Genomic DNA, 26,211 nt, shown 5'->3' with positions numbered 1-26,211 from the left:
GGTCACCTTAGTAGTAGACCTTTGGCACGGTCAGGTCGGTGGGCGGGATCTCGCTGCCGACCCATTTCACGAACAGCTCCTTGTAGCGTCCGGTGCGCACCTGCTGGTTGACGAACAGGTTGAGGTAGTTGATCAGCCCGTACTCGTTGCGCTTGGCACCCAGGGACACGTAATCCACCACATAGGGTGCGTTACCGGCGATTTTCAGGTTCTTGTACTTGCCGGATTTGAGGGTGGCGGCGGCCACGGTGTTGGTGACCACGGTGGCGTCGATATGGCCTTGGGCGACGGCGAGGATGGTGTCGTTCTGCGACTGATAGGCGCGGAAACTGCCGCTGCCCCATTGCTTGACGTCTTTCTCCAGGGCGATGGCTTCATAGGTGCCGCTGGTGTTGCCCAGGGCCTTGCCCTTGATGTCGTCGAAGCTGTTGATACCGGTGTTGTCCCGGGTCAGCACCACCATCTGGAAGGCGAAGTAGGGCACGGTCAGGCCGACGGTCTTGGCGCGCTCCAGGGTGTCGGAGGTCGAGGCGACAATCACATCGGCGCGGCCCGAGACCAGGGCCGGGATCCGGTCGGGGAAGGGTGTTTCCACCACCTCGGCATCCACCCCGAGGACTTTTGCCAGGTCATTGCAGTAATCGACGTCAAAGCCGGCGGGCTTGTTGCTTTCATCGCGAAAACCCATGGGCGGGAAGTCCAGGGTCACCGCGCAGCGCAGCTTGCCGGAGCCGATGATGTCATCGAGCTTGTCGGCCTGGGCGGTGGCGATAAAGGAACTGCTGAGAACGGCGGTGAGGGCTACGGCAAAAGCGGGGTTTTTCATAGGTGCCTCGTTAGCGCAAAGGTGGGGGGCAATCGTATTGTGAATTTCGTATACGATATTTTATTAGCAATGGGCGTGCCTGTTTTTCCCCGTTACCTGGAATTAATTCACCGATCCTTGCCGGAGAGCCGTTGCACCCCGCCAGACCCGCCTCAGTGGCGCCACCGGTCTAAAGTCGGTGCAGCCGTGGTGTTACATAAGGGAGCAACCACTCCCCGCGACGCCCATTAAAGGAACACCGCCCGTAGCTGCTGCCGAGCGCGCGAGGCCGGCTTGGGCGCCGTGGAGTGTCAGGGGATTTATGCGGTGGTATTGCGGGCGAGTGCAGCCTGGCGGCAGCGGCTACAGGGTGTCAGGGGGATGCGGGGGGCATCGAGCTGGAGTCGCTGCCGAGCCCGCGAGGCGGCGCTGGTCGGGGTGGACGCCGCAGAGTGTCAGGGGATTTATGCGGCGGTGTCGCGGGCCAGCGCCGCCTGGCGGCAGCGGTTACAGGGTGTCAGGGACATCGGGCTGTAGCCGCTGCCGAGCGCGCGAGGCCGGCATGGGCGCCGTGGATCTCAGGTCTTTAGGCAGTGCCGCAACGGCTGGCCGTCAATGCGCACAAGGCAGGTGTTCGAACAGGGTCTTGCAGACGCCGGCGATGTGTTCGTCCAGCAGGGCCACGGCCTGTTCGACGTTGCCGTCGCGGCAGGCCTGGAGGATTTCCCGGTGTTCGTGGTCGGCGCGGTCCTTGCCGGCCGAGAGGCTCATCTGCATGCGCAGGTAGCGTTCCAGCTTGTCGTTGACCGAGCGGATCAGGCTCACCAGAAACGGCCGTTGCGCCGGTTCATACAGGCAGGCGTGCAGCTCCCAGTTGAGTTCGGCCCAGCGCCCGACGTCGTTTTCGCCGATGAACTCCTGGCAGATCCGCTCGGCCCGGGCGAAGGTCTCTTCGGTCATGTTGGGGATCGCCAAGCGCAGTGCCTTGTCTTCAAGCAGCATGCGCACCTCGAACATCTGCGCCAGTTCCGCTTCCGAGATCCGCGTGACCATGGCCCCGCGGTTGCGCTGGAACATCACCAGGCCCTCGGCCTCCAGGCGCTTGAGGGCCTCGCGCACCGGGATCTTGCTGACGTTGAACTGACGGGCGATATCGTCCTGGCGAATCGGCTCGTCCTCGTCGAAATGCCCGGCGACGATGGCGTCGCGCAGATGCCGGGTGATGATCTCTGAGGTGGAGGGCGTGTTGCCCAGGTCCGGGGCGTTGAGTCGAGGTAGGTTCACAATGGCGGTCGTTCGAAAGGAGATGGGGGATATGGTATACGAATTTGCTCCAGGCGTTGTTCGCACGGGTCGCCAACGGTAGCGACCAGGTCGGTTTCGGTCTGGTCCTACCCCTTGGCGTCGCTGACCCGAGCCTCAGCCGAGCGTCTTGAGCACCTGGGCAAAACCCTCGGTGGTCCATTCCTTGCGATCCGACACCTGGCCATCGCCCAACTCGACGAGGCGCAGCACACCGTCAGCGCGCTGCACCACATCCACCGAAAAAAAGGGGCTGTCGATCAACCGCGCGCAACGTTGCACCAGCGCCGGCACCTCGCCATCGGCGCCGTAGGCCCGGCCCCTGGCGACAAAGTAGCGCCGCTCGGTGTGCTCAAGGTAATCCTCGCGCTTTCTGACGCACACGCCGCCTTCTATCTGCCCGCGGTACTGGCGCATCTGGTCCACCAGTGGGGCGATCTGCGCCACGTTCGCCACCAGTGACCCGCCAGCGGTGTTGAGGGATTTCACATAGTCCTTGATGAAATACCCCGGCCAGTCCAGCCCATGCAGGGCCTGGGTGAAGTCGGCGTCGGCGGGCAGCACCCGGGTCTCGCTGGTGTGCTCGGTCAGCAACGGGTACCACTCCGGCAGGTGGTGACAACGCCGGTATTGAGCGGGATCGGTCAACGCCGTGGCACCCAGGACGCGCAGGGCTTCGACCAGGCTGATGTACACCGGCGGAGTCAGCATCCAGCCGCGATACAGCACCGTGCTGCCCTCGGGAATGGCCGGGTGTGCCTTGAGCCGGCCGGCCTCGAAGTCTTCGAAACAGAACAGCGAAGCCTCCAGGCCCAGGGCCCGGGCGGCGGCATATTCGTCCTGATAGGTCTCGTCGACCTGCTTCGGATCAAACGGGTCGCTTGGATACAGTAAATGCATGGCGTGCTCCGCCGCTGGAAAAAGGGCGCGGGTCACTGGCTGCCAGCGGCGCTTCGCTGGACCAGGGCGCGGATGATTTCAAACAATTCGTCTTCGGCTTGCAGGGCACTGATCTCACCGTTCGCGGCCGCGTGGGACAGGGCCTCGGCGGCGCCGAGCATGGCCCGCAGCGGGGCGTCGCCGATACCGTTGCCAGCGGCGAACGGAGCCAGGGCGCGGCGGCATTTTTCGATGAAGATCGCCTCGTATTCACCCTTGATCTGCTCCAGCTCCGGCGAACTGGCCAGGGCCGCGATCACCCCGGGGATCTCCCGCCCCTGCAGCGACACACAGGCCACATAGGACGCGGCGATCACCCGGGCGCGGCTGTCGAGGGTGGCTTCGCTGCGCTCCAGGGCGGCGTCCATCACGGCGGTCTGGCGTTGATCGAAGTCCTGGTACAGCGCCGCCAACAGCCCCGGCCGGGTGCTGAAGTGGTCATACACCACCGGCTTGGTCACCCCGGCCTGCTCGGCCAGCCGGCCCAGGGTCAGGGCCTCGGTGCCTTCCTCGCGGACCAGTTGCCAGGCGACGTCGAGCAGCTGGCGCAGGCGATCTTCCCGCGTCAGGCGGCGACGAGGCGGGGCGGTTTCGGACGGTGGCGGGTTGAGGTCGCTTGACATGTCTTATATACCAAAAGTAACTTATGGTGATTAACTTACTAATCGTAGCTTGCGCAGTGTATAGGGCCGACCCCGTGCCCTCAATCTGCCTTTCAACCTCTGTGGAGCCTGAACCATGCATGCCCTGATCGTTGTCGCCCATCACGACCCGCTGTCCCTGACCCACAGCCTGGCGGCGCAGGTTGCCGCCGGTCTGGCCGAAGCCGGACATACCTGGGAAATCGCCGACCTGTCGGCCCAGGGTTTCGACCCCAGGTTCAACCTCGGTGACCACGCGGTGCACCGCCAGCAGGTCGCGCCGCCGGCCGATGTTGCCGCCGAGCAGGCCCGAATCGACGGCGCCGACGCCCTGGTGCTGGTCTACCCGGTGTACTGGTGGTCGATGCCGGGGCTGCTCAAGGGCTGGATCGACCGTGTGTTCGCCAACGGCTGGGCCTTTGATTACAGCCCCGAGGCCAAGCTGCTGAAAAAGCTGCGCCACCTGAACGTGCACCTGCTGGCCCTGGGCGGCGCCGACGCCGGCACCTTCGAGCGCCATGGTTATGCCAAGGCGATGCAGACCCAGATCGACCACGGCATCTTTGATTACTGCGGCGCCCGCGTCGCCAGCTCGCACTTGCTGCTCGACTCCGAAAGCCGCGACCCCCGCCCGCACCTGGATCTTGCCCGCCACCTGGGGCTGGAGCTGTTCGTCCAGGTGCCAGCGTCCGCCGCCCACGCGCACTGACCCCGCGCGCTGGCGCCATGGGCTGAAAAGCCCTTGCACCGCCCGGGGGGAGATCGCGCATCATGGGCGCACTCAGCCCACGGAGGTTTTCATGCACGTCATCTCATCCCTCGGGCGCCTGGCCCTGGTGTCCATCGGCCTGTTGCTGGCCGCCCCGGCCATGGCCGCCGACGAGGCGCAGTTGGTGCAGTCGATCAACAGCTACCGCGGCCAGCTCCAGCGCTGCGCCGGCCAGGTGTCCCACGAGCTGCCGCCGCTGACCAGCGACCCGCGCCTGGTGCTGTCCGCCGGCAGTGTCGGTGACTTGCAGCAGGCCCTGACCCGGGCCGCGTACCCCATGGTCAATGTGCAGGCCATCAGCTTGTCCGGGCCACGGGATGCCGCCGCGGCGATGCAGGCGGTGCAGGAAAGCTTCTGCCAGGTGGTGCTCGACCCGCAGTTTGTCGACATCGGCGTCAGCCGCGAAGGCCGTGAATGGCGCATCGTCCTTGCCCGGCCATTGCTGGCGGCGCGCCTCGGAGACTGGCAGGCAGAAGGGCAACAGCTGTTGCAGTTGCTCAACGCGGCCCGCGCCCAGCCTCGCCAATGCGGGGCCCAGGCCTTTGCCGCCAGCGCGCCGCTGGCCTGGAACGCGCAACTGGGGGCTGCTGCCGAAGGTCATAGCCGGGCCATGGCCAACCAGAACTTTTTTGATCATAAGGACCGCGACGGCCGCACCCCGGGGGATCGGGCCGAGCTGGCGGGGTATGCCGGCGGGCAGATCGGCGAGAATATCGCCGCCGGCCAGGATTCGGCGCGCAAGGTGCTCGACGGCTGGCTGACCAGCCCCGGGCACTGCGCCAACTTGATGAACCCGGCCTTTCGCGAATTGGGCGCGGCCTACGCCGTGGACCCGAAAAGCGACGCGGGGATCTACTGGACCGCGCTGTTCGGCGCGCCCTGAGCCCCCGGCTCCCGGGCGTTTGCGGCACCGGATGGCCAAGGTTTTTTCGGGCAGGGTGGAATGATCGTGCGCCGCCAGTGTCGATTCTATGAGCCCGGTCGAGCACCGGGCGATTGCCCGCCCACCCACGGCCACCAGCCTGCAGACTGCGCCGCCCCGGCGGCCCTTGTATAGCAGCCGGAAGGTTCGATCATGCAGCCCTTATTAGTCGCCACCTGCCTGGCCCTCACGCTTTGCGCGAGCCAGGTCTTTGCCGCCGATCAGGCACCCGCCGCCCAGGTCGCGGTCGACAAAGCCGAAGTCCTGGAACAGAAAGCCGCCGCCAAGGGCAGCGAACCGCCACCGGCCAAGGTCGAGGCCATCAGTCAGAGTGAGGCCCAGGCGGTGGACCCGGCCGGTGCGGCGCCGCTGGACGACGCCCTGACCTGCCTCGCTCGCAGCATCTATTGGGAAGCCAAGGGCGGCACCTCGGACGACATGGAAGCGGTGGCCAATGTGGTGGTCAATCGCCTGGGGCACAAGGGTTTTCCGGACACCGTGTGCGAGGTGGTCAAGCAGGGTTCGGAGCAGCACGCCTGCCAGTTTTCCTGGTGGTGCGACGGGCGTTCGGACCAGGTCGAAGAGGACGCGCCGTACGCCGTCGCCAAGGAAATCGCGCGCAAGGCCCTGAACCAGCAACTGCCGGATCACACCCACGGCGCCATGTATTTCCATGACAGCAGCGCTTCGCCGGCCTGGGCCAGGGAATACGTGAAGACGGCCAAGATCGGCAAATTCAGCTTCTACAAACCCCGTGACGGCGATGCCCGCTGAAGCCGGTCGGGTTTAATCCCCGAGGGTAAAGAGCAGCGCCTTGAGGCCGGCTTCGGCCTCGATATCCGGGAACTCTGGCGGGTTGTCCAGGCGCCGTTGAAAATGCAGGCCCGGCGCCTCGCGGGTCACGCCGTCGATCAAGAAATCGGGGCCAAAGGCCGGGTCGTTCATGCACGCGAGCAGGGTGCCCTGGCTTGTCAGCAGCTCTGGCAGCCGTCGCAGCACCCGTGGGTAATCCTTGCTCAACAGAAAGCTGCCTTTTTGAAACGACGGCGGGTCGATGATCACCAGGTCATAGGGCCCGCCGTTCTTGACCTTGGCCCAGGACTTGAACAAGTCATGCCCCAGAAAGCTCACCCGGCTCAGGTCGTGGCCATTGAGCCGATGGTTGTCGCGGCCACGGCTCAGGGCCGGGCGCGACATGTCGAGGTTGACCACGTGGCTGGCACCGCCCTTGATGGCGGCCACGGAGAAACCGCAGGTGTAGGCGAACAGGTTGAGCACGCGCTTGCCCTGGGTGTTTTCCCGGACCCAGTTGCGCCCGTAGCGCATGTCCAGGAACAACCCGTTGTTCTGCTTGCGCCCCAGGTCCACCCGATAGCGCAGGCCTTCTTCTTCCAGTGTCATCTCATCCAGCGCCTCGCCCAGCAGCCATTGCGCGCTGCTGTCCGGCAGGTAGCGATGTTGCAGCAGCAAATGGCTGGCGCCCGAGGCCTGCCACGTCGGCGAGGTGCTGATACCCAGCAGCAACTGAATCAGCGTGTCCAGTTGCCCAGGCTCGGGCTCCTTGAACAGCGACACCAGCACCAGCCCTTGCATCCAGTCCACCGTCACCTGCTCCAGCCCCGGCCAGCAGCGCCCGCGGCCATGGAACAGGCGGCGGGTCTCGGTCGGCGGGGTGGCCAGGGCGTCGAGCAGATGGGCGTGCAGGGTAGCGAGGGCGTCTGGGGTCATCGGGTGGGGTCGGCAAAGGGCAGGGGGCGGCATTTTAAACACAAATGCCGCTCGGACCTTAGTCGTCGTCATATTCATCCTGATCCTGCTGTGCCTGGCAACTGGAGCACAGCTCGCCGTTGACGATGGAGGTATAGGCCGCGCCGGCGGGCAGGGCGTCGCCATACAGGGTGGTGTAGCACTGGGCGCATTGGTAGAGGTAATAAGCCATGGGCAAACTCCGGTTTGGTCGATGCAGCGGATGGGTTACAGCTGGGCGTAGCGGGCGATCTTGTGCATGTAGCGCACGAACTCCAGCTTTTCGGGGGTCGGTTCATCGTCCCGCAGCCATCTGACCTGGAGCCCCAGGTACTGGGCCCATTCGATGCCCCGCCTGAACTTGACGGCGGCGTCCTGTTTGGCCGCGACCTCGATGTATTGATTGACCAGCGGGTACTGGTTTTTGCCGGCGCGGTACTTGGCCAGGTCGAACGCTGTCTGGTAATAGCCCAGGGCGGCGGCGTAGTCCTCTCGCCGGTAGTGGTAGGCGGCCCGCAGCCAGGGCTCCATCCAGCACAGGTGCCGGCTCAGGCCGTGGCGCTGCAGTTCGCTGGCGTAGGCATCGATGTCGGCCCAGCGGGTGTCCGGCGCGCGCTTGAGGTCAAACCCCGCATGCAGCATGTGCGCGAAGTGTTCCGGTGCCGAGTAGTGCCGCAGGTGTTCGAGGCGATCGAGGACCATGCCGACGTTGAATTTTCCGTAATCCCGGGCCAGGGCCTGCAACTCGACATCGGCCAGCGCACCGTGGCCGCCTTGTTCCTGGCGCTGGCCGATGGCGTGCTGGGCACCCTTGAGCTTCTGGTAGGCGTCGTGCCAATAGTTGACGCAGGCGTTGTCCCATAACCGGCGCCGGTCATAAGGCGCCGGCGCCTGCTCCAGCATGGCGTTCGCCTGGGCCTTGAAACCCTGGAGGTCTTCGGCCAGCCGCGTGACGTGGCACTGGTATTGATGACAGCTCTGCTGCACATACTCCGTGCCGTACTGCTCGACCAGGGCCTTGGTCAAGAAGCTGCTGCTACGGGCGAAGACCAGGGCCGTGAGGATGCTGCGTTGTACCGCCGGGCTGATGACGTGGCCGTGGCGTGCCAGTTCGTTGAATGAGTCGTTGAAGTTCTTGTGCAGCTCCGGCAGCGACGGCACGTTCTCGCCCCGTACCCAGCGAACGGCGCTTTTCAGGCGCCGCTCGGCGTTGTCCTTCTCCTCCTCATCCTCCTGCAACTGGGGCGGGTTATGAAAGCGCGTCTGGGACAGCCGACACAGGCGATAGGCCCAGCGCATGACCTTTTCCAGGGGCAGGCAAATCTGGCCCTCGGCATTCCATGACGGCAAATACCACCACTCGTCATCCGGGGTGCACAGCTTCAGGTCACCGAGGCGGTACGTCATGCCGTGCTTGGTCAGGGACAAGGCCAGGGCCGGAATCGCCTCGACCGTGATGAAGTAGCGCAGGGTCTGGGCCTGATCGAGAAAGGTGCCCTCGTTTTTGATCAGCTCGTTGTAGGTCTCATACAAGTCGCTCAAGACTTCGCCAGTACAGCCCACCACCCGGGTATCGGTGGGCAGGTAGGTGTACAGCTCGCGGCTGAACAGGTCGATGGCGCTGGCCAGGTTCGAGGTCAATGCGCCTTCTTCCCGATTCAAGCGTTGCAGCTGTTTTTGCACGGCCTTTTTCCAGGAATCACCCAGGTCCTTTCTGTTTGCCGCAGCTTTGCGGGGCAGGATGCCGAAGGCGGCAAACATCAGGCTGATCAGTTCACCTTGTGCGGCAAAACGGATAGTCGTGGTCATGACAGTCCCTTGTCGTGGGAGGCTGATACGCAGTTCGCGTCAGGCCTGGTTGGGGTTCAGTTGCTTGCCGCGATTGCCGTGGGCCTTGGCGTTTTCCGGGTTGCTGCCGGAAGTCCCACGATTGGGGTTCAGGGTATTGGCGCGGTCATTGTGCTGCTGGTGGGTTTTCGCCGGAGTGGGTTTGGACATGCTGACTTCCTCGGGGTGGGGTGTGAGAAAAGTCTAGTCCTGCAGGAGGGAGGCGGTCTGCACGCAAATTGGCGACGGTTTTTTTTCGGCCTTGACGGGGGGTGTGGCTGCGGCGCCGGCTGGCGAAAGCGAGGTCGCTGCCGGCGCGCAGTCTGAACGATCAGCGCAGGTACAACTGCTCCATCACATAGGCCAGCGACGCGCCCAGGGTTTCGCCATGGCTCAGGCCGTCGAAGCTGTGGTAGTCCAGGCTCAGGCCCGGGATCTGGCGCAGCTCCCCGGCCAACTGCCGGGCCCGTGCATCCGCCGGTTCGGTCGACGGGCCGCGGGGGGTGGCGGGCTCGGCACTGCCGCGCATCAGCAGCAACTGCGTGGGATGGCCGTCCAGGCGTTGGGCCAGGCCCGGGAGTTGCCCGAGGATCGCGCCATCACCCCACCACAACGACGGGCTGGCGGCCGCGTAATGGGCGAATTCACCGGGGCGGGTGAACAGCGCGTGCAGCACCAGCAGCCCGCCGTAGGAGTGGCCCCACAGGGTTTGCCGATCGGTGTCGATGGGCGCCTGGGCCGCCACCGCCGGGCGCAGGCGTTGGCGCAGCAGCTCAAGAAAAGCCTCGGCGCCACCGCTGGGCTGGCCGGTCAATGGGTCTTTCTGCTCGGCTCCGGGTAGCTGGGGCGTGTAGTCCCGGGTGCGTGCGGTGCGTTCGATGCGCAGCGGGGTCTGGTAACCCACGGCCACCAGCAGCGGCGCCTGGCCGGCGGCGAGCTTTTGCAGCTGCCCGGCGTCCAGCGCGCCGAGGGCGGCGTTGCCATCGAGCATCCACAGCACTGGGTAGCCATCCTTGGGCGCGGCCTGGTGCGGGCGGCCGATCCAGACCTGGTAGTGGCGCTGGCCGTCGGCGGAATCCAGCAGCAGGCTGTTGAAGCTGTAGGCCAGGCCTGGCTGCTGCAAGAGCCGGGTGTCCATCGGCTGTTCCGGCGCCGGTTGCGCCTGGGCGGTGGGGCCCGCCAGGGCCAAAGCCAGCGCGAGGCAAAGGGCAAAGTGTTTCATCAGGCGATCTCGCAAGCGGGTCAGAACGACGCGGTGAGGCTGGTGTAGAGCGTGCGCCCCGGTTCGTTGTACGTCGCGGCGCCGGCCCCGGCGATATTGGTCACGCCCTGGGCGTTGCCTTCGCGGTACAGGCGTTTGTCCAGCAGGTTGTCGACTCCGGCGGTCAGGCTCAGGTTGCGGGTCAGGGCGTAGGTGCCGCTCAGGCCGGCGATGGCATAGGGCGAGAGCTGATTGCTCGAGGTGCCGGTCACGGGGTTGCCGTGGTAGTCGTATTTTTTCGGAGTTTGCTTGCCATACCAGGCCACGCTCAATTGCAGCGACAGGTCCTGGGTCGCCTGCCAGTCGAGCATCGAATTCAGGGTGTAGCGCGGGGTCACCGAGAGGTAGTCGCCGGTCTGCTTGTTTTTCGATTGCAGCATGTAGGTGAAGTTGTTGTTCCAGGTCAGTTGCTCGGCCAGGGGCAGGGTCAGGGTGCCTTCCAGGCCTTCGACCAGGGCCTTGGGCACGTTTTCCCACTGGTAGACCGCGGCGTTGGCATAGGCCCCGGTGCCACCGCTGGCGCTGCCCACGGAACCCAGGCCCGACTCCACCTTGTTCTTGTAGTCATTGCGGAAGTAGGTCAGGCCCGCCACCACGCCGTCGGCCTTGTACTCCAGGCCCAGCTCTTTGTTGACGCTGGTTTCGGCCTTGAGGTTGGCGTTGCCTTGCAGGTAGCAACTGGTGGTCTGCCCGTAGCAGCCCTGGCCGCGGCTGTATAGCAGGTAGTCGGGGTTCAACTGGTAGAGGTTGGGCGCCTTGTAGGCGCGGGCAATGCCGGCCTTGAGGGTCACGCTGTCGCTCAGGGCGTGGGACAGGTTCAGCGACGGGCTCCAGTTGTCGCCGACCACGCTGTGGTGATCGAAGCGCAGCCCCGGGGTGAGCATGGTGCCGGGCAGCAGCTCGATATTGTCCTCGGCGAACAGCGAGAAAATCTGCGCCGAGGAGTCGGTGCTGCGGCCGCTGCTGGTCAGGCCGCTGACGCTGCCGCCTTCGTTGGTGCTCTGGGTGTTGGCGCTGGGGTCGTCGAGCTTTTGCTGGACCCACTCGCTGCCCAGGGTCAGGGTCTGGTCGACACCCGCGTGCAGCGGCAGGTTGACCTCGCCGTGGGCGGTCAGGTCACGCAGCACCGCGGTGTAGAAACCGCTGTTGCTGAAGATGCCTTCGGTGCCGCCGGCCAGGCCTTCGTTGATCCGGCTGTTGCGGGTCTTTTCGTATTGCAGGTAGGCCATGGAGCTGCCGAAATCCCACTCGCCGCGATGGGTCAGCGAGTAGTTTTCGCGGTAGCTGCGGTTGGTCTCGTGGCCCAGCAGGCTCTTCACCGTGGCGTTGCTGTTGGTGTTCTGGGTGTCGCCGGTGTAGAGGTTGCCCTGGCGGCTGAAGCCGGCTTCGAAGTCCAGGGTCTGCTCCGGGGTCAGGTGCCAGCTGAGCAGGCCGTTGAGGTCCTTGTTGCGCACCCCTTCGCGGCCGGCGGGCAGGGTGCCGGCCTGGTTGCCGGTGCGCGCCGACTCATGGCCGGCGTTGATGTCGGCGTCGTCCTCATCGGTCTTCGCCACATTGCCGTAGACCCGGTAGCTCAGGGTGTCGGTCAGCGGGCCATTGAGGCCAAAGCTCATGCGCTTGGTCGCGCCCTCGCTGCCGTGCTGGGGAAAGGAGGTGTAGACCGTGGCATTGCCGTGGGTCTGGGTACCGGCCTGCTTGGTCACGATATTGATCACCCCGCCTGCCGCGCCGTTGCCATAACGCGCCGCCGCCGGGCCACGGATCACCTCGATGCGCTCCACCTGGTCGGCCGGCACCCAGTTGGTGTCGCCCCGGCTGTCACGCTCGCCGCGCCAGCCGTAGCGCACCGAATTGCGGCTGCCCACCGGCTTGCCGTCGACCAGGATCAGGGTGTTTTCCGGGCCCATGCCGCGAATGTCGATCTGTCGGTTATTGCCGCGCTGGCCGCTGGTGGAGTTACCGGTCAGATTGACCCCGGGCATGGTGCGGATGATCTGCGACAGGTCGTTGGCCGGCGGGCGCTTCTTGATGTCTTCGGCGGTAATCACCGACACCCCGGGTGCCTGCTTGGTCTCCTCCTTGGCGGTGGCGACGATGCTCTGAACCGGCAGTTCCAGCCCCGGTTGCGGGACGTTCTCGGCCTCCACCGCGGCGTGCACGGCCAAGGGCAGCAGGCAGCAACTGGACAGCAGGAAAGGGGCGAAAGGACGCAGCGAAGGGAACGACATCGGTGATCTCCGGAAGTCAGCCTGAAACAGGAAGGTCACGAATGATAATGACTGCTATTTGAGAGTAAAGCGCATTAACTTTCTAAACACTTCGGCTCCGGCGCCGCCGGCAACAGCAGGTGCATGCACAATCCCGGCGTGCCATTGCTGGCCCACAAGCGCCCCTGTTGCAGCTCGATGGCGCGGCGGGCGATGGCCAGTCCCAGGCCGAAACCGTCGCCGCTGGCCGACTCCAGGCGCTGATAGGGCAGGAACATACGCTGCAGGTCGGCTTCGGCGACCCCCGGGCCCTGGTCTTCCAGGCACAGGTGCCAATACGCGCCTTCACGCCAGCCCCGCAGGGTGACCTGGCCGCTCTCGGGGGAATAGCGAATGGCGTTGCGCAGCAGGTTTTCCAGGGCCTGGGCCACGCTGTCCAGGTGCACCTGCACGCAGCAGTCGGTGCCCAGCAGGCAGCGCAGACGCTGCGGCGCCCAGCCGCTTTCAAAGCAGGCATCCTCGCGCAGGGCCTCCCACACCGAGAGCATCAGCACCGGTTCGCTGGGGCGTTGCGGGCGTTCGGTGTCGAGCCAGGCCAGGTCCAGGGTGTCTTCCAGCAGGCGCTGCATGTCGTTGATTTCCCGGTCCAGGCGCTGACGCAGGTGCTCCGGCGGCAGCGGGCTGTCATGGGCAATCCGCAGCCGCGCCAGGGGCGTGCGCAGTTCATGGGACAGGGTACGCAGCAGCAGGCGCTGCTGGCCCAGGCTCTGGCGCAGGCGCTCGGCCATATGCTCCAGGGCCTGGGCCAGTTCGCCCAGCTCGTCATGGCGATTGACCAGCGGCGTGCCCAGGCCCTCGCTCTCCAGGTCATCGGCGCGCAGTGCGTCGGCCCGGTCCCGCAGGCGATTCAGCGGCAGCACCAACTGCCGGTACAGCAACAGGCCGAGCAGGGCCGCGAGCAGGGTCGGCATCACCCCGTGGCTCAGCACGTGGGTCCAGGGCGTAAGGCCACGGGGCAGCAGGCGCTCCGGCAATTGCAGCACCAGTTGGCCCTGCGCCGGTTGCTCGGGGAAGGCGATGCTGACGTAGGGCAATTCATCCTGCAGGCGCCGGCTCATCGGCCAATCGAGCTTGCGCATAAAGGTCAGGTGGCGGTAATCCTCGGTGTCCAGCGGCGTGGTGCCGAGGCTTTCCAGGCGTGGGCCGAGCACCGCGACCCAAGTGTCCTCGCGGTCCGCCAGCTGCTGGCGAAACGCCTCGACGCCGGCGCTGCCCTGGGCGCGCCAGATTGCCTCGGCCTGCTGCGCATACTGCGCCAGGTACAGGCGGTCTGCGGGCTCCAGGAAGTAAGTGCGACGCTCCGCCGACAGGCCCCAGATCCAGATAATCCAGGTCAGCAGCAGGCAAAAGCTGATTTGCAGCAGCGCCAGTTTCCATAACAGCGGATGACGCCGCATCAACTGCGCTCCGTGTCCACCAGGATATAACCCTGGCCGCGCACGGCCTGGATCTGCAAATGCTGGGCGCCAATCGCCGCCAACTTGCGCCGCAGGTTGCACACGTGCACGTCCAGCCCCCGGTCGAGCCGGGTATAGATGCGGTGCAGCACGCTCTGGTACAGAAAGGCCTTGCTCAGCGCCTCGCCGGGGTGCTCGTGCAGGGTCATCAGCAAGCGGTATTCGGAGTCGGTCAGCCCGGCGTATTGGCCCTGCTGGCTCACATCGCGCGCCAGTTCGTCAAAATCCAGGCTGCCCAGCGCCTGGGGCAGCGCCCGCGCCGCTTGGGGTTGGGACCGCGCGGCGCGGCGCAACAAGGCATCGGCCCGCGCATCCAGCTCGGCCAGGCTGAAGGGCTTGGGCAGGTAATCGTCGGCGCCCCGGGTAAACCCGCTGATCCGATCCTGCTCGGCCCCCAGGGCCGACATCAGCATCACCGGCAAGTCCTGGTCGCTGCGCAGGGTTTCAAGCAAGGCCAGGCCGTCCATGCCGGGCAGCATGATATCCAGCAACACCAGATCAAAATGCCCGGTACGCGCCGCTGCCAGGCCCTGGGTGCCGCTGTCGCAGGCGGTCACGGAAAAACCGCGCTGGCAAAAGTGCAGGTGCAGGTCGTTGCGCAGGCGGGCGTCGTCTTCGACCAGCAGCAGATGAGGAGTCATGGTGGGCAGATGCTTAAATGAGAATGCTTAACATTTGTGGATGATGCATGAAAGGGCCGGGGCTGTGCAATTGCCTGTGGGGATGTGCCGCAGGGGAAGGGGGCGATAAGGAAATAAGCTGCGACGGTTTGCCGGTTGTCCACTCCAGCCACGGCACTTACGCTGCCGCCACTGTAGATGTTGACGCTTGCCAACGCTGGGCAAAAGCCCAGGTGATCCTCGCGCAGGGCAAGCCCTTTACGCTTCAGGCAGTCGACGAACAGCAGTTGTTAAAAAACACAACCAGTGTAGCCTGGATTTATAGACAGGGAAGCCTATGGACGTTCTCATACCATCACGCTTCGACGATGCAGCGATTTTGTATCCGAACGACAAAGCCGGGCTTGATCGTTGCCTTCGCCTTTTACGAATGGCACGCCCGAAAGAATTCGCGGACCTGCAAGCGCTTTTCGGTCCGCAAGGGGTCGACCTGTTCAAGCCAAGAGCGGCCATGAATTGGGTCGTGATCGACGTAGGCGGCAATAACCTCAGGGTTCTGGGCGGGGTCAACTACATCCGGCAGAAGTTCTACGTCAAACACATCTACACGCATGCCGACTACGACGTTGCCAGCGCCTGGTATGCCAGAAACAAAGGGGTAAAACGATGAGCGCAGCCCGCAATGACCTTCAAACCGTGATCGCAACCCTGGGCGAGCTGCACGCGGTGCTGGAACGCCTGCGCAGTGAGTTTGTGCACGGCATCAAGACCCCCGCTGACTATGAGCGGGCGACTCACCTGCTCGATGAACTCACCGACGGCCGTGAACTGAGCAAGGTCGAGGAAAAAATCCTGGTCGAGCTCGAGGACGAAATCCTGGCCTACCAGCGCGACGCCGAGCAGTTTCGCGAATCGAACGCCGCGTTTGAGGCGACTTGCACCCCGGTGCAGTTGATCAAGGACCTGATGGAAACCCTCGGGCTCACCGGCTCGGACCTCCCTGAAATTGGCGATAAAACAGCGGTGTCCAAGGTGCTCGCTGGCGCGCGGCCCATCAGTCACAAGATGGCGTACGCGCTGGCAGAGCGGTTTTCGATGGAACCCGGGGCTTTCCTGTCGGCCGCCTCGGGAAAGGCCGCTCATCCCGAAAGCATTCGGCCCAAGCCCAAAAAAACCTCAGTGCATAACCGCTTTCGCAACAAGCCTGTGACCTTGCGTCCAGAGAAAACCGCCGACAGCGGCGAGTACCAACAGGTGGCTTCCAAAAGCCACAGCCAGCCAAGTAAAGCCCAGCCCCGGGGCTAGGCAGGTATCTGCTCGGTATGGCCTCACTCGCCAGGAACGCTCGGCGCCTATCACCTTCTACTTCGATGACGACCTGTCATGGGAGGCCGAAAATGAAGTCATCCACTCGGCTCAACAGCTCCGCAAGATCTGGATGCCACTCTCGAGGTCAGGAATCAGGCTCGGGTCCATCTGTGATTCAGCCAGCGTTTTGGCCGGCCGTATTCGCAATTGCAGTCGGCCAGTGACGGTATCGATCGTTACCTGATTGCTGGAACCTGCATCGGCCGTGGCTGAACAGCGCTAGCGGCACGCCGCTTTCAGGCTGAACGCCTGCCCCGACAGCAACTGCATGCAGCCCTCGATCTGGCTGGCCACGGTAGCCCTGTCATCCGCCAGCTCCAGGCCCAAGGCCCTTCTGCGCAAGGGTTCGGCGATCACCAGCGATAAAATCATGCGCGCCAGCACCTGGGGTTGGGCGATGGTCACCAGGCCCCTGGCCGCCTGCCTGCTCAGCCAGTTGGTGAGGAGCAGGGTCGCATGCTCGATGCCATTGGCCTGGTAGGCCTCGAGGGCCAAGCTACGCTCCGCAAAGTCCTGGGTCAGCAGCTTGAACAGCCCGACCGCATCGTCGCTGAGCGCCCTGTCCGCCACCGCGCCCAGCAGTCGGCCCAACACGGCAAGCAAATCGTCCGCCGCGAGCGGGTCTTCGTCGAACAGATCGGCAAACCCCTGGGTCCAGGACCCAATCACCAAGCCCACCAGCTCACTTCGGTTGGCCGCGAAGCGGTACAGGGTTTTTTTCGCCAGGCCGCAGTGCGCCGCGACGCCTTCCATGGTGGTCGCGCTGTAACCCTGGCTCAGCAGCAGGCGCGTTGCCCCGCTCACGATTAGCTCGACTGTCTGTTCCTGTGAGCGGGCCGGCCGCCCGCGTTTTGCCGGCTGGATGTCATTGCTCATAAAGGCTCCTGAAGTGGCGGGCGGACTTTATCATCGGGTAATTGCGAAACGCTAAGCGTTTCTATAATAATGCGACCTGACCTAAAAGGAGCGCGGCATGAAATCTTCCACCTTGGCGACACCCTGGAGCGACCATTCGGCCATGCTGTCGCCGACGCCCCTGCACCTTGAAATGGGCATTACCCGGCTGCCCGACGGCTGCCTGATGGTCTGCGTGCACAATGAGTTGCGCGGCTGCAAAGGCAAAATGCTCGATTGGTGGTTTACCTTTTTTGAAACCACCGAGCACATCAAATGGTGGCACCCCTACGACCATATCGAGCACAAGGGCTGGGACGAGCAGTGGGTCCGAGGGGTCAATTACATCGGGGCGACCATTCGCGCCGTAGAGTCCCTGGGGGATATCCCGCCCGTGGAGGCCACCCTCAAGTTCCATGACCCCCGTGATGTCTTTGCCGACCCGGCGCTGCGCGAGGCCTTCCGGCGCGAGCATGTGTCCGCCATCATCTGCGCCAGAATCGGTTTTGGCGCGGATGTGGAGCTTGACCCGAACGGCGACCCGACCGATGGCGAGATGATCCACCTCGTCCGCGATACCGATACCGGATGTGTGCTGCGCAGCCGCTTCATCCTTGGCCGCTCCTGCCGCGATCCGCGAGCCGAAGTACCGGATGAACTGGGCCTGGGGCTGCTTCAACATTGCTACTCGGAGTTCAGCTATCTTGCGGCGTTTCTGCCAGCACTGTTCCTGGCCGAGACACGCAAGGACGCAAGCCCATCGTTGCGCTGGTAAGCCGGGGTGCGTACCCAGCCCCGTCGCTCAGGCAGTGGGCGCTGAAGGGGGATAAGGAAACAAGCTGCGACGGTTGGTCGGTTGTTGGGTTTGGGGCTCGACACAACCCTGGCGCCATCGCTGAACACTTGGCGCTCGGGCCGGAGACACTGAAGAGATACGGGAACACGCAGTTCCCGCTGTGCAGGCTCCTACGCTGGAGAGCCTGAGGGCTACAGGCGAATGGGCCGGTGAGAAGATCCATGAGGCGGGAAAATGAGTTTGAACGTTGTCGACAAGCTACTCCTGTCCGTTGCCCTCATTGATCTGACAGGGATTATTCTTTGGATTGGGGGCTGTTTGTACCTGGCTTACACGAAGATGGATTTGATGTTGGAACACCTGAAAAATTGCTCAGCCATCATGACGCGTGCTCCGCTTCGACATGCTGGGCCTTGGGGAAAACTTCTGCTCGTAGGTGGCATTGCGGGATTAGTGACCTTCCCTGCGTTTTATTTGAAAAGGGGCGAGCTAAGTTCCGAAGATTTAGCCCACTTTCCAGCGTCCCTTAAACGCAAGCTGGCAGTGTTGCACTGGAGCGTGATTGGGCTGCTATTGGTAATGGTCGGCTTTGGTGTGGCGGTTAAATCAGGTTCTGTTTAGTGCTGCTGAACACTGAAGTGCCCTTGTTTCATGAGCGCATCTAACTGGCTTCATTCGGCCACTGGCTGACGTTCACCCTACGACAGCTCCGGCCAGGAGCGGTCCGTGGCAGCCTGGTCCGAACATGCTGACGATCATTAGGCTGAGAATTTCTTCCAGCCAAGCGATTTCCGCGCGTGGTCGCGTGTCACCGGTTGGCACGGAGTGTCACAATTGCGACCCCTTCAATGCCGAGCGCTGTCCATGTTTCGTCCAGCCCTGCAGATCGTCGCCGTACTTGTGTCCTGGGTGACCGCCACCGCGGCGCTGGCCGACCCTCAGTACTTCCACAAGACCCTCGCCGGCCGCATCGGCGATCGCCATGGGTTTACGATGAATCTCAAGAATGTCGACGGCAGGCTGACGGGAAGCTATCGCCCTGCCGGCAAGCGCAATGATCTCTTCCTGAGCGGCGAGATCGCCCCATCAGGGGCCTTGACGATGAACGCGTTCGGGAGTGCGGGCCAACGCACCGGCACCTTCACCGGCAAGCTGGTCAGTGACACGCTCGACGGCAACTGGGCCTCGGCCGATGGCGACCGGCGCTTGCCCGTTTACGCGCATCAGACCTCGGAAATCATCATTGGCTCGAAGCGCGAGATGCTCGCGCAGGCGATCGGCACTTACGCGCTCGATAGGGTCAGCGGCGTGGGCTGCCCCAGCGGCGTGTGGGAGTCGTGGCGAGACAAAGGCCGATGGAAATCGAACTTCTCGGTGGTTGAGGATGGGCACGTCGAGGTCTCAAACGTGAGCCTGACACGCGAGGACCTGCACCGGCTCAACCGCATGACGGTCACTTTGGACACCTCGCTCGCCACGCGCCTGAGCGTCGATGGCAAGGTGCTGCTGTCGATCCCGTACCGCGACGCTGGCATGCAGTACGAGATCAGCCAGCCCCACAACGCTGGCATTGAGTACCAAATCAGCCAGCCCCCCAACAGCGTAATGGAGGATCACCTGAAGTCGCTGTCGCCCGCCACCAGCGTCTATAACGAACATCTCTACCTGCTCGCCCGCGACGCGATCGATTTCGCGCCGGCAATGGCGGGCAATTATCTGTCCAATGAAGTGGGCGTCGTGACGGTCAGCTACGCCGTCGTCGGCAAGACTTTCGACGTCTACCTGCTGGACGACAACGGCTGCAGCGGTAGCGTGTTCTCCTTTCGGCGCAAGGGCTGATGAAGGCGATGCTTCACTAGGGGTTTCAGGGCCTCAATGCCGTATCGCAACAGATAAAACGGTGACTCATACTTCATGTTTTTGATTTTGTTTATGCTGATTCGATAATGCAATTGTAAACAGTGGCGCAAGTAAGTTTTTGAGTTATACAAGTCTCCATTATATGCCGCGCCATACTAGGTAGTTCGGTATTGGCCGCCTATAGCACATCTGTGCTATAGCATCGATTCATCCCGCCCACATAAGCTGTATAAGCCCAACACAGTAGCCAGTACGCACGCGGAATCTACTCCAATGTCAGATTTGAAGTGCGCCTGCGTGTCTGTCTGCAGTGAAAACCAATAAGTCGATTGATTGCACTCTGCTGGTGAGCTTCCGTGAACTCGGTCGGACTTGAACAATTCTGAACACACCTCAAGGTGAGTCTATGCGCTTAAAATATATGAATAAACTCAGAGTCGGATTCGCACTCTGTTTGCTGACTGGGGTATTGGGAGGCTGTGCAAATACCGGCGACTTGATGAGTTCCTTGAACCCGGGGGCACAAAAATACGACGCCGTTTACCTGAAGAAAACCATTGTTTCGGGTAAAACTACCAAGACTCAGGTGCAGCAATTGTTCGGGGCTCCGGCAGAAGAGCAACTTGATTCGGCGAGTCGCAGCAACGGCTCCAATTGGACCTACAATAAAAGCGAAGAAGGTCTGGATAAGTATATGGCCTTGGCCAACAAATATGTCTCGAACGATGCAAGAGCGAAGTTGTATGACGCTTCGGCGCAAGTGTCTAAAGCCCAGGGTGTAGCCAATGATGTCGGCAGTGTGGCCAGCGCTCAAAACGGTCAAGGCCAGGCCAAGGGATCTCGGTTGATTATTTACTTCGTGAATGACGTGGTGGATAACTACAAACTTTATTGAAGCATCCCACTTCAGATAAGACCGCGGTGTAGGTTGACGCCTGAACACGCCAAGCGGTTCGCTTGTCGATATCAAGGGGGACGGCATCCAGTGATGCGTCCCCTTGCCGACTTTGCCGAAACAACCAGGCACTGTAACGGTGGCAAACACAGCGTCAGTGCGTCCGTTAACCAGAAGAACTGTTCTCCGTGCTTCAGGACGAGAGATGTTTAGTTGGCGCGAGTCTCATAGCTCATCTTGATCACTTCAACGACCCGCTCTTGCCCATCGCTGCCAGAGCGACTGGCTGACTTGATTGACTGCCCGCGATACGGCCCCTCGGCAGCAAACCAGTTTTGGACGATGACCTTCTGTATCGGTTGATCGCCGGACATTGGTCCTGTGGAAACTTCATTGGTGAAGCGACAGGTCTCGAAGGTCCCGAGCGGCGTCTTGATCGTTTCACGCCCGTTGTATGTCAGCTTTTCTGTCACGTCGAAATCAATCGTTGCGGCGCTGCTGACGACTTGGTTCTTGTAATTGATAGTGACTGTCTGCCCAGGTTGAAAATCTACCGGGGTGGCGGCGGGAGGGTTGTAACGTGTCGTGGTCAATGAATCGCCGACGCCGTGCCGATCACCATAACGAATCAACTTGCCGTCCTTGATTTGCGAAAAAGTAGTGGTGAGAAACACCGGTGCACTGTTCATGAACGTGGTGTGTGATACCGCCACCGGATTGGTTCCTGCAAAGTCTTCTCGACCCAAGGTTTCAGACTTGTTGCGACTGGTCACCGGCGACACGTTATCGCGACTTTCATATTCCACGACGGTGCCTGTTTGGAAATCCGCTTCGTTGGTGCACGGGGCCGAGGAACCTGTCGCGCCAACCGCTGCGGCGGTCCATGTAGAGCCCGCAAAAATCAACGAGCTTAAAACCATTTTTCTAGTGGTTAAACTTTTCAAAAAACAGATCCTTTTCAAGTTCCATCAAGGGGTTTAAATAACGTAGAAGCTGGGCGTCGAGGACGGAGTGACAGCTGAGCAGATGTGATCCCAATGTAAAGCGCCAGGCAATAGGGCAGATGTACTAATGCGTTATCTTGAGGAACTACGCGGCGCAGGTGTTTGTACATCGCGCTGAGCGCGAAGTCCGGATTCATTTGTGCGGATACTTTGTCTGCGGCCTGCGTATTGCCGAAATCAAATCGCTTCAAATTACGACGACCCTGTTTTTGGCCAGTGAACTGAAAGCTCCGATAATTAAAACCGGTCAAGTTGAATTGCATGGGCACGTTGCTACTGACCTGGCCCGCGAACTTACTGATTCACAGCCAAAGATCGAGCAGGTATTGCTGCTGCTCATGGGAAATACAACAGTGTGGCCAGGTGATCTGCTGCCGGCTTTGGTGATGCAGACCCGATGGGCGACACGCCACCGAAGCGGGTAACGCGAAAACCGCAGGGCCGAGCTGGTCAAGCAGCCCCTCGCTCGAACATCCATCGCTTGCCGTTATCAGCCTCGTAGTACAGCAAACAGCCCCCACCCCCACACAAATTTGTCCCAACGCCATCACCGGTTTAAAGTCGCCTATTTTTCCGCCCCATCAGGAAGCCTCCACCCAATGGATCTGCCGCGCCTTTTTCCCCGTGCCACCGCCAAGCCATTACTGGCGCTGCTGCTCGGCCTCTGTGCCAACAGCTCAATGGCCGCCAACCTTACTGAAAGCCTGACCCAGTGCCAGCCTGCATTCTTCAAGACCCTGTACAGCCAGCGCGGCGAACTGGCGCGGGTAGTGAAACTGGCCCAGGACGACAAGCGCGGCCTGGCCTGGGTGCCGGTGGCTGACCGGCGTGAGACGCAAACTGCGCTTCAGTCGTTCTCCAAGCCCCTCGACGATCAGGGCCTGCGCCTGACCGGCTATTACGATCGGGTGTTTGATCTGGGGGAGATGGGCACCTACTACTTCTGGGGTTTTGAGGTCGATGCCAGCCGTGAGGCGATCATGGCCGTGTTGCCCCAAGCGGGTTGGCAGGAGGCGGGGGAGTACTTTATTTCTCGGCCGCAGATCAAGCTCAGTGCCGATGCACCATGGCAGGACAACCCGGCAGCGGCTTCGGGCATTGCCCCGGCACCGGGTTCGGCGGAGAAGATCCTGATGCTCAGCGTTGAAGAGGGCAAGACCCGGTTGCTCTGCTCGTTGCAGGGCAATGTGGATGCACGATTGCTGCAGCAGGAGCGACCGGATATGGCGAAAGGGGCTGGCCAATGAACCGGCTTTGGTGCTTGAGCGCGGTGTTGCTGTTGGGCGGTTGCAGCCATGGCGGTGTGCAGCAGGCGCCGGTACCGCAAGCGCCGCCGGCTGCGCCTTTGGGCATGTTCAAGGTGGTGGAGAGCCCGGAGCTGGCCACTTACTTTGCGGCCAATTCCTTGGGCCTGTATCAGAACAACCCGCAGTTGCGGCAGTTCTATCTGGTCAACAATTACGCCAAGCCGACGCAACTCAGTGGTAAACCGCCGATCAACAGTTCCCGCGCAATCCGGGTGATCAACTGTGAGCGCGACGAGACGGCGCAGTTTGGCCGGGTGTATTTTTCCGAGCCCTTTGCCCAGGGCGTCGAGGTCATGCGCAAGGAGGAGGTCCCGCAATGGGCCGGCTTCCCCCGTCAATCGTTGCTGGGCGAATTGCGCAATATGGCCTGCGGCATCGACGCGGCGCGCCTGGGTGCGCCGCCGTTCAAGGCCCCAACCCATTAACGATGCGGCCGCAGCCCGGCCGCGCCACGTTCTCCCGAGTTTTTTCCTAAAGTTCGCGGCCCCCGGGTCGAGACGTTGATGTTGTTTGCCCATTAATAAGGAAGTTTTGTGTTGAAAACCTTGCTCAAGGCCGCGGCCCTTATCGCCACGTTGTCGATGACCGGCTGTGTTTCCTACAACGTCACCGGGCCGGTTGGCGCACCGCCGCACCAGGCCCCGGTCACCAGCCCGCGCACCGCGCAACTGGCCGATGTAGTGGTGTCCGCCCCCGGTATCGATGAAGCCACCCGCACCGCCATCAGCCGCTCGCTCACCAGCCAGCTCAACCAGTACGTGAAGGCCGGCGCCTATTTCAATCAGGTCAGCGAATACCCGACGCGCCTTGGTGAAAGCGACGTGGTGCTGAAATTCAACATGACTTCCCTCAAGGGCCACCGCGGGCCGCATCCGGGTTACTTCCCCGGGGCGTTGCTGACCCTGACCATCTGGATTTGGGTCAACGGGCCGATCTACGTCGACAGCTTCGATCTGGCCGGCGACCTGGTCGTGGTCGACCGCGACGGCAAGGAGTTGGCCAGCAGCAAGCAGCAGCTCAAGCTGGAGCGCAATGTCGGCCTGTACGGGCGTGAATACTGGGCCCCGACCATGGGCGCCAAGCAACTGACCGAACTGGTCTCGCAGTTGCTCGACACCGCCACCGCCCGTTTGCCGAAACAGTAAGTTCAAGGAGCAACCTATGTTGGGTTCCATCAAGCACGTTCTGGTGCTGGCCGCCGTTTTACTGAGCGGCTGCGTGTCCTATTCGCAACACGAACTGACCCCGGTCAAGGCCTGGCCACCGACCGCTGAAGCGCCGGCGCAAAAGCCCAGCGCCTTTGTCCGCACCACTGCCATGAATCAGGTCAACGGCGGACCGGCCAATGCCGCTGGCGGTACCCCGGCCGTGGCTTGGGAAGCAGCAGTGGCCGATGCGTTCCGCCAGTCCGGGCGCTTTAGCCGGGTCAGCACCGACAAGGTCGATTCGGACCTGTACGCCGAAGCCACCCTGTACAACAACGAGCAGTTCAACATGGCCTCGGCCATCATCACCGGCGCGACCTTCTTTATCATTCCGAGCACGGCGAAAAACACCTTCACCCTGGAAACCGTGTTCAAGGACAAGGACGGCAAGGAAGTGGGGCGTATCCGCAAAAGCGAATCGGTGCGCACCTGGATGCACTTGCTGCTGATCGTGACCATTCCGTTCCAGCAGGACACCCGTGAGGTGGTCCAGGAACTGGCCCGCAGCACCCTGGAAGAAGCCGTGCAACGCCGCCTGTTGTAGGTGACGCACACGCAGCATCGATGCAACTGCAACGCCGCTGGGCCGGGTCCGGGTCAGCGGCGTTTTTTATTGCCCGCGGGTCCGGCGGCCACACGATCTTGATTGGACACCCGTGGCGTATTTCTATTAAATCCGCGGGCTGTTTTTCCTCAGCCCACACCCCGGGAACCGATACGAATGGATGCGATCGTGCGCATGTTGTTGCTGGCCGCGCTGGCTGTTTTGAGTGCCTGCGGCAGCGGGGGCAGAGGCCTGCAGGACGGCGAGGGCACTTATGACCCGTACCGGCAGCCCCCTGTCGATGGGGCGGCCACTGGCACCTTGCCCAAGGACGCGGACCCGGCGCGCAATCAGTTCGTCGATAAGATGACCGGCATCGTCACCGTGTTTTTTGCCAGCAACCGCAATGTGCTGTCCGCCACCGGTTGCGTCGATGCCTTGGGCACCAAGCGCGGCAAGGCCCTGGTCTACGGCTACTGCCATGTGAAGATCCCGTTCGACCACAAGACCGGAGTGGTCGAGACCCCGTCCTGGTTCAAGCTCGAGTGGTCGGAAAATCCGGATAAGCATGTCTCGATCCTCGGCGGCGGTATTGTGCCCAAGGCCGAGTTTGAGCAACTGATCAGTCATCGCCTCAAGGAAAACGGCTCCAGCTTCATCTACGTGCACGGCTACAACGTGGCATTTGAAGACGCCGCGAAACGCACCGCACAGATGGCCTACGACCTGGACTTCAAAGGTGTGCCGGCCTTCTACAGCTGGCCCTCGGCCGGCAGGACCGAAGAGTACGTGCCCGACGAAGCCGCGGTGGAGGCGGCCAAGACCAAGTTCTACAGCTTCCTGGTCGACTACCTGAAACAGCCCCATGTGAAAAAGGTCTACCTGATCGCCCACAGCATGGGCAATCGCGCCGTGGCCAGCAGCCTGGTGACGCTGAACCTGAAGCACCCCAAGCTGCGGAGCAAGATCAAGGAAGTGATCCTGGCGGCGCCGGATATCGATTCCGATGTGTTTGCCGATGAAATCGTCCCCGGCATCAGCCCTGCCAAATGGCCGGTAACCATGTACGTCTCGGACAAGGACCTGGCTTTGCTGGCCTCCAAGACCTTTCACAAATACCCGCGTGCGGGTTTTGTCTCGGACAACCTGCTGGTGGTGCCGGGCATCGATACGGTCGACGCCAGCCTGATCACGACCGACTTTCTCAGCCACTCGTACTACGGTGATTCGACCACGCTGATTTACGACATCTACAACATCATCAACACCGGCAAGCGCCCAGGGCAGCGGCGCAAGCTGGCGCAGGTGAGTGATGCCAATGGCGTGTACTGGCGCTTTATGCCTTAGCCCGTGTGGGCTGTTGCGCAGGGAGCCGGGGACGGCTCAGACCCTGCGCAACAGCTCCAGCTCGCTCCATTTCGGGGGCAGGTGGTGCTCGCGCAGATAGTCGGCCACATCCAGCAGCGGCTCGCCGAGGGTGGTCACATCCACGGTTTTCCACAGCGAATCGCACTCGGTGCAGGCGATGACTTGGGCGCCGGTGCGTTTGACCTTGAGCAGCACCAGGTCTCCGTATTCACCGCAGGTAGGGCAATGCATTCAGGGCTCCTGAAAGAGGGGGGGCTGGCTAATGCCAGTCAGTTAAGGACGATCGCTGTACTCGTGGCGAGGGAGCTTGCTCCCGCTGGGTCGCGAAGCGGCCCAAAAAATGGGACTGCTACGCAGTCCAGCGGGAGCAAGCTCCCTCGCCACAGGTTATTTTGTGCTCGCTCTATCGCTTAA

General features: G+C 62.5%; 30 protein-coding genes and 1 pseudogene. 16 read left to right on the top strand and 15 right to left on the bottom strand.

Translation table 11 applies throughout. The annotated features are described in order from the left end of the window. Window positions 1-7: 7 nt before the first annotated feature. From JFU57_RS29780 to JFU57_RS29765, 4 genes are all read right to left on the bottom strand, one after another. A complete protein-coding gene (locus JFU57_RS29780) occupies window positions 8-826 on the bottom strand; it encodes an ABC transporter substrate-binding protein (RefSeq protein ID WP_078473348.1) in 819 nt (272 codons plus the stop codon). A 591-nt stretch (window positions 827-1,417) separates the two neighbouring features. After that, the gene (locus JFU57_RS29775) at window positions 1,418-2,089 is read right to left on the bottom strand and encodes a GntR family transcriptional regulator (RefSeq protein WP_043228938.1); all 672 of its coding nucleotides are present in this window, start codon (window positions 2,087-2,089) and stop codon (window positions 1,418-1,420) included. 135 nt (window positions 2,090-2,224) lie between these two features. Beyond that, complete coding sequence (locus JFU57_RS29770) at window positions 2,225-3,007, bottom strand: ATP-grasp domain-containing protein (protein ID WP_201131735.1); 783 nt, start codon at window positions 3,005-3,007, stop codon at window positions 2,225-2,227. Between the two features lie 32 nt (window positions 3,008-3,039). Further along, window positions 3,040-3,669 (bottom strand): TetR/AcrR family transcriptional regulator, encoded by a 630-nt coding sequence (locus JFU57_RS29765; protein WP_078473345.1) that lies wholly within the window; start codon window positions 3,667-3,669, stop codon window positions 3,040-3,042. A 115-nt stretch (window positions 3,670-3,784) separates the two neighbouring features. Here JFU57_RS29765 and JFU57_RS29760 point away from each other — a divergent pair, with 115 nt between their 5' ends. From JFU57_RS29760 to JFU57_RS29750, 3 genes are all read left to right on the top strand, one after another. Continuing rightward, complete coding sequence (locus JFU57_RS29760; RefSeq protein WP_201131734.1) at window positions 3,785-4,396, top strand: NAD(P)H-dependent oxidoreductase; 612 nt, start codon at window positions 3,785-3,787, stop codon at window positions 4,394-4,396. Between the two features lie 91 nt (window positions 4,397-4,487). Then, window positions 4,488-5,339 carry a CAP domain-containing protein gene (locus JFU57_RS29755; protein WP_078473343.1) on the top strand — a complete coding sequence of 284 codons (852 nt, stop codon included), beginning with the start codon at window positions 4,488-4,490 and terminating at the stop codon, window positions 5,337-5,339. 192 nt (window positions 5,340-5,531) lie between these two features. Continuing rightward, window positions 5,532-6,152 (top strand): cell wall hydrolase, encoded by a 621-nt coding sequence (locus tag JFU57_RS29750; protein WP_201131733.1) that lies wholly within the window; start codon window positions 5,532-5,534, stop codon window positions 6,150-6,152. Window positions 6,153-6,164: 12 nt separating this feature from the next. Here the strand turns inward: JFU57_RS29750 and JFU57_RS29745 are convergent, their stop codons facing one another. The 8 genes from JFU57_RS29745 to JFU57_RS29710 form a co-directional block, all read right to left on the bottom strand. Beyond that, a complete protein-coding gene (locus JFU57_RS29745) occupies window positions 6,165-7,106 on the bottom strand; it encodes a class I SAM-dependent methyltransferase (protein WP_201131732.1) in 942 nt (313 codons plus the stop codon). A gap of 58 nt (window positions 7,107-7,164) precedes the next feature. After that, window positions 7,165-7,317 (bottom strand): hypothetical protein, encoded by a 153-nt coding sequence (locus tag JFU57_RS29740; RefSeq protein WP_178102997.1) that lies wholly within the window; start codon window positions 7,315-7,317, stop codon window positions 7,165-7,167. 35 nt (window positions 7,318-7,352) lie between these two features. Beyond that, complete coding sequence (locus JFU57_RS29735) at window positions 7,353-8,933, bottom strand: hypothetical protein (protein ID WP_201131731.1); 1,581 nt, start codon at window positions 8,931-8,933, stop codon at window positions 7,353-7,355. Window positions 8,934-8,972: 39 nt separating this feature from the next. Beyond that, window positions 8,973-9,122 (bottom strand): hypothetical protein, encoded by a 150-nt coding sequence (locus JFU57_RS29730; protein ID WP_201131730.1) that lies wholly within the window; start codon window positions 9,120-9,122, stop codon window positions 8,973-8,975. A gap of 160 nt (window positions 9,123-9,282) precedes the next feature. After that, complete coding sequence (locus JFU57_RS29725; protein ID WP_201131729.1) at window positions 9,283-10,173, bottom strand: alpha/beta hydrolase; 891 nt, start codon at window positions 10,171-10,173, stop codon at window positions 9,283-9,285. 20 nt (window positions 10,174-10,193) lie between these two features. Then, window positions 10,194-12,440: a TonB-dependent siderophore receptor gene (locus JFU57_RS29720; RefSeq protein ID WP_201131728.1), complete on the bottom strand. Its 2,247-nt coding sequence runs from the start codon at window positions 12,438-12,440 to the stop codon at window positions 10,194-10,196. 74 nt (window positions 12,441-12,514) lie between these two features. Further along, on the bottom strand, window positions 12,515-13,876 hold the full coding sequence (locus JFU57_RS29715) for a HAMP domain-containing sensor histidine kinase (protein WP_201131727.1): 1,362 nt from the start codon (window positions 13,874-13,876) through the stop codon (window positions 12,515-12,517). Beyond that, on the bottom strand, window positions 13,876-14,577 hold the full coding sequence (locus tag JFU57_RS29710) for a response regulator transcription factor (protein WP_201131726.1): 702 nt from the start codon (window positions 14,575-14,577) through the stop codon (window positions 13,876-13,878). Before JFU57_RS29710 ends, JFU57_RS29715 begins: the two co-directional genes overlap by 1 nt. Before the next feature lie 316 nt (window positions 14,578-14,893). On the opposite strand from JFU57_RS29710, the gene JFU57_RS29705 reads away from it, so the two are divergent. From JFU57_RS29705 to JFU57_RS33380, 3 genes and pseudogenes are all read left to right on the top strand, one after another. Continuing rightward, the gene (locus tag JFU57_RS29705) at window positions 14,894-15,226 is read left to right on the top strand and encodes a type II toxin-antitoxin system HigB family toxin (RefSeq protein WP_201131725.1); all 333 of its coding nucleotides are present in this window, start codon (window positions 14,894-14,896) and stop codon (window positions 15,224-15,226) included. Further along, complete coding sequence (locus JFU57_RS29700) at window positions 15,223-15,861, top strand: helix-turn-helix domain-containing protein (protein WP_201131724.1); 639 nt, start codon at window positions 15,223-15,225, stop codon at window positions 15,859-15,861. The genes JFU57_RS29705 and JFU57_RS29700 overlap by 4 nt, the downstream gene beginning before the upstream one ends. Before the next feature lie 55 nt (window positions 15,862-15,916). After that, window positions 15,917-16,128, top strand: a pseudogene (locus tag JFU57_RS33380) (nucleotidyltransferase family protein); the annotation flags it as partial. Between the two features lie 15 nt (window positions 16,129-16,143). On the opposite strand, the gene JFU57_RS29695 reads toward JFU57_RS33380, so the two are convergent. Next, entirely contained in the window at window positions 16,144-16,800 is a 657-nt protein-coding gene (locus JFU57_RS29695) for a TetR/AcrR family transcriptional regulator (RefSeq protein WP_201131723.1), read from the bottom strand. A gap of 97 nt (window positions 16,801-16,897) precedes the next feature. Between JFU57_RS29695 and JFU57_RS29690 the strand changes: the two genes are divergently transcribed. The 4 genes from JFU57_RS29690 (at window position 16,898) to JFU57_RS29675 (ending at window position 20,369) form a co-directional block, all read left to right on the top strand. Further along, entirely contained in the window at window positions 16,898-17,593 is a 696-nt protein-coding gene (locus JFU57_RS29690) for a DAPG hydrolase family protein (protein WP_020296166.1), read from the top strand. 255 nt (window positions 17,594-17,848) lie between these two features. Continuing rightward, complete coding sequence (locus tag JFU57_RS29685) at window positions 17,849-18,235, top strand: hypothetical protein (protein ID WP_201131722.1); 387 nt, start codon at window positions 17,849-17,851, stop codon at window positions 18,233-18,235. Between the two features lie 243 nt (window positions 18,236-18,478). Further along, a complete protein-coding gene (locus JFU57_RS29680) occupies window positions 18,479-19,453 on the top strand; it encodes a hypothetical protein (protein ID WP_201131721.1) in 975 nt (324 codons plus the stop codon). 520 nt (window positions 19,454-19,973) lie between these two features. After that, window positions 19,974-20,369: a hypothetical protein gene (locus tag JFU57_RS29675; RefSeq protein WP_078473374.1), complete on the top strand. Its 396-nt coding sequence runs from the start codon at window positions 19,974-19,976 to the stop codon at window positions 20,367-20,369. A 209-nt stretch (window positions 20,370-20,578) separates the two neighbouring features. Here JFU57_RS29675 and JFU57_RS29670 read toward each other — a convergent pair whose 3' ends face one another. Then, on the bottom strand, window positions 20,579-21,289 hold the full coding sequence (locus JFU57_RS29670; RefSeq protein WP_201132231.1) for a hypothetical protein: 711 nt from the start codon (window positions 21,287-21,289) through the stop codon (window positions 20,579-20,581). A gap of 161 nt (window positions 21,290-21,450) precedes the next feature. On the opposite strand from JFU57_RS29670, the gene JFU57_RS29665 reads away from it, so the two are divergent. The 6 genes from JFU57_RS29665 to JFU57_RS29640 all read left to right on the top strand — a co-directional run bounded on the left by JFU57_RS29665 (window position 21,451) and on the right by JFU57_RS29640 (window position 25,776). Beyond that, a complete protein-coding gene (locus JFU57_RS29665) occupies window positions 21,451-21,798 on the top strand; it encodes a hypothetical protein (RefSeq protein WP_201131719.1) in 348 nt (115 codons plus the stop codon). Between the two features lie 174 nt (window positions 21,799-21,972). Next, entirely contained in the window at window positions 21,973-22,620 is a 648-nt protein-coding gene (locus tag JFU57_RS29660; RefSeq protein WP_201131718.1) for a hypothetical protein, read from the top strand. Then, a complete protein-coding gene (locus JFU57_RS29655; RefSeq protein ID WP_201131717.1) occupies window positions 22,617-23,105 on the top strand; it encodes a surface-adhesin E family protein in 489 nt (162 codons plus the stop codon). The genes JFU57_RS29660 and JFU57_RS29655 overlap by 4 nt, the downstream gene beginning before the upstream one ends. Window positions 23,106-23,213: 108 nt before the next feature. After that, window positions 23,214-23,825, top strand: a complete 612-nt coding sequence (locus tag JFU57_RS29650; RefSeq protein WP_201131716.1) for a hypothetical protein — start codon at window positions 23,214-23,216, stop codon at window positions 23,823-23,825. A 16-nt stretch (window positions 23,826-23,841) separates the two neighbouring features. Beyond that, entirely contained in the window at window positions 23,842-24,429 is a 588-nt protein-coding gene (locus JFU57_RS29645) for a hypothetical protein (protein ID WP_201131715.1), read from the top strand. A 177-nt stretch (window positions 24,430-24,606) separates the two neighbouring features. After that, window positions 24,607-25,776, top strand: coding sequence for an alpha/beta hydrolase (locus JFU57_RS29640; RefSeq protein WP_078473324.1), 1,170 nt, complete (start codon window positions 24,607-24,609; stop codon window positions 25,774-25,776). Window positions 25,777-25,812: 36 nt separating this feature from the next. Here the strand turns inward: JFU57_RS29640 and JFU57_RS29635 are convergent, their stop codons facing one another. Then, a complete protein-coding gene (locus JFU57_RS29635; protein WP_078473323.1) occupies window positions 25,813-26,028 on the bottom strand; it encodes a hypothetical protein in 216 nt (71 codons plus the stop codon). Window positions 26,029-26,211: the final 183 nt, after the last annotated feature.

Origin of the sequence: Pseudomonas sp. TH07, from assembly GCF_016651285.1 — a bacterium.
GTDB lineage: Bacteria > Pseudomonadota > Gammaproteobacteria > Pseudomonadales > Pseudomonadaceae > Aquipseudomonas.
Note: the sequence above shows the minus strand (reverse complement) of the source record. Positions and strands in the feature narration are given on the sequence as shown.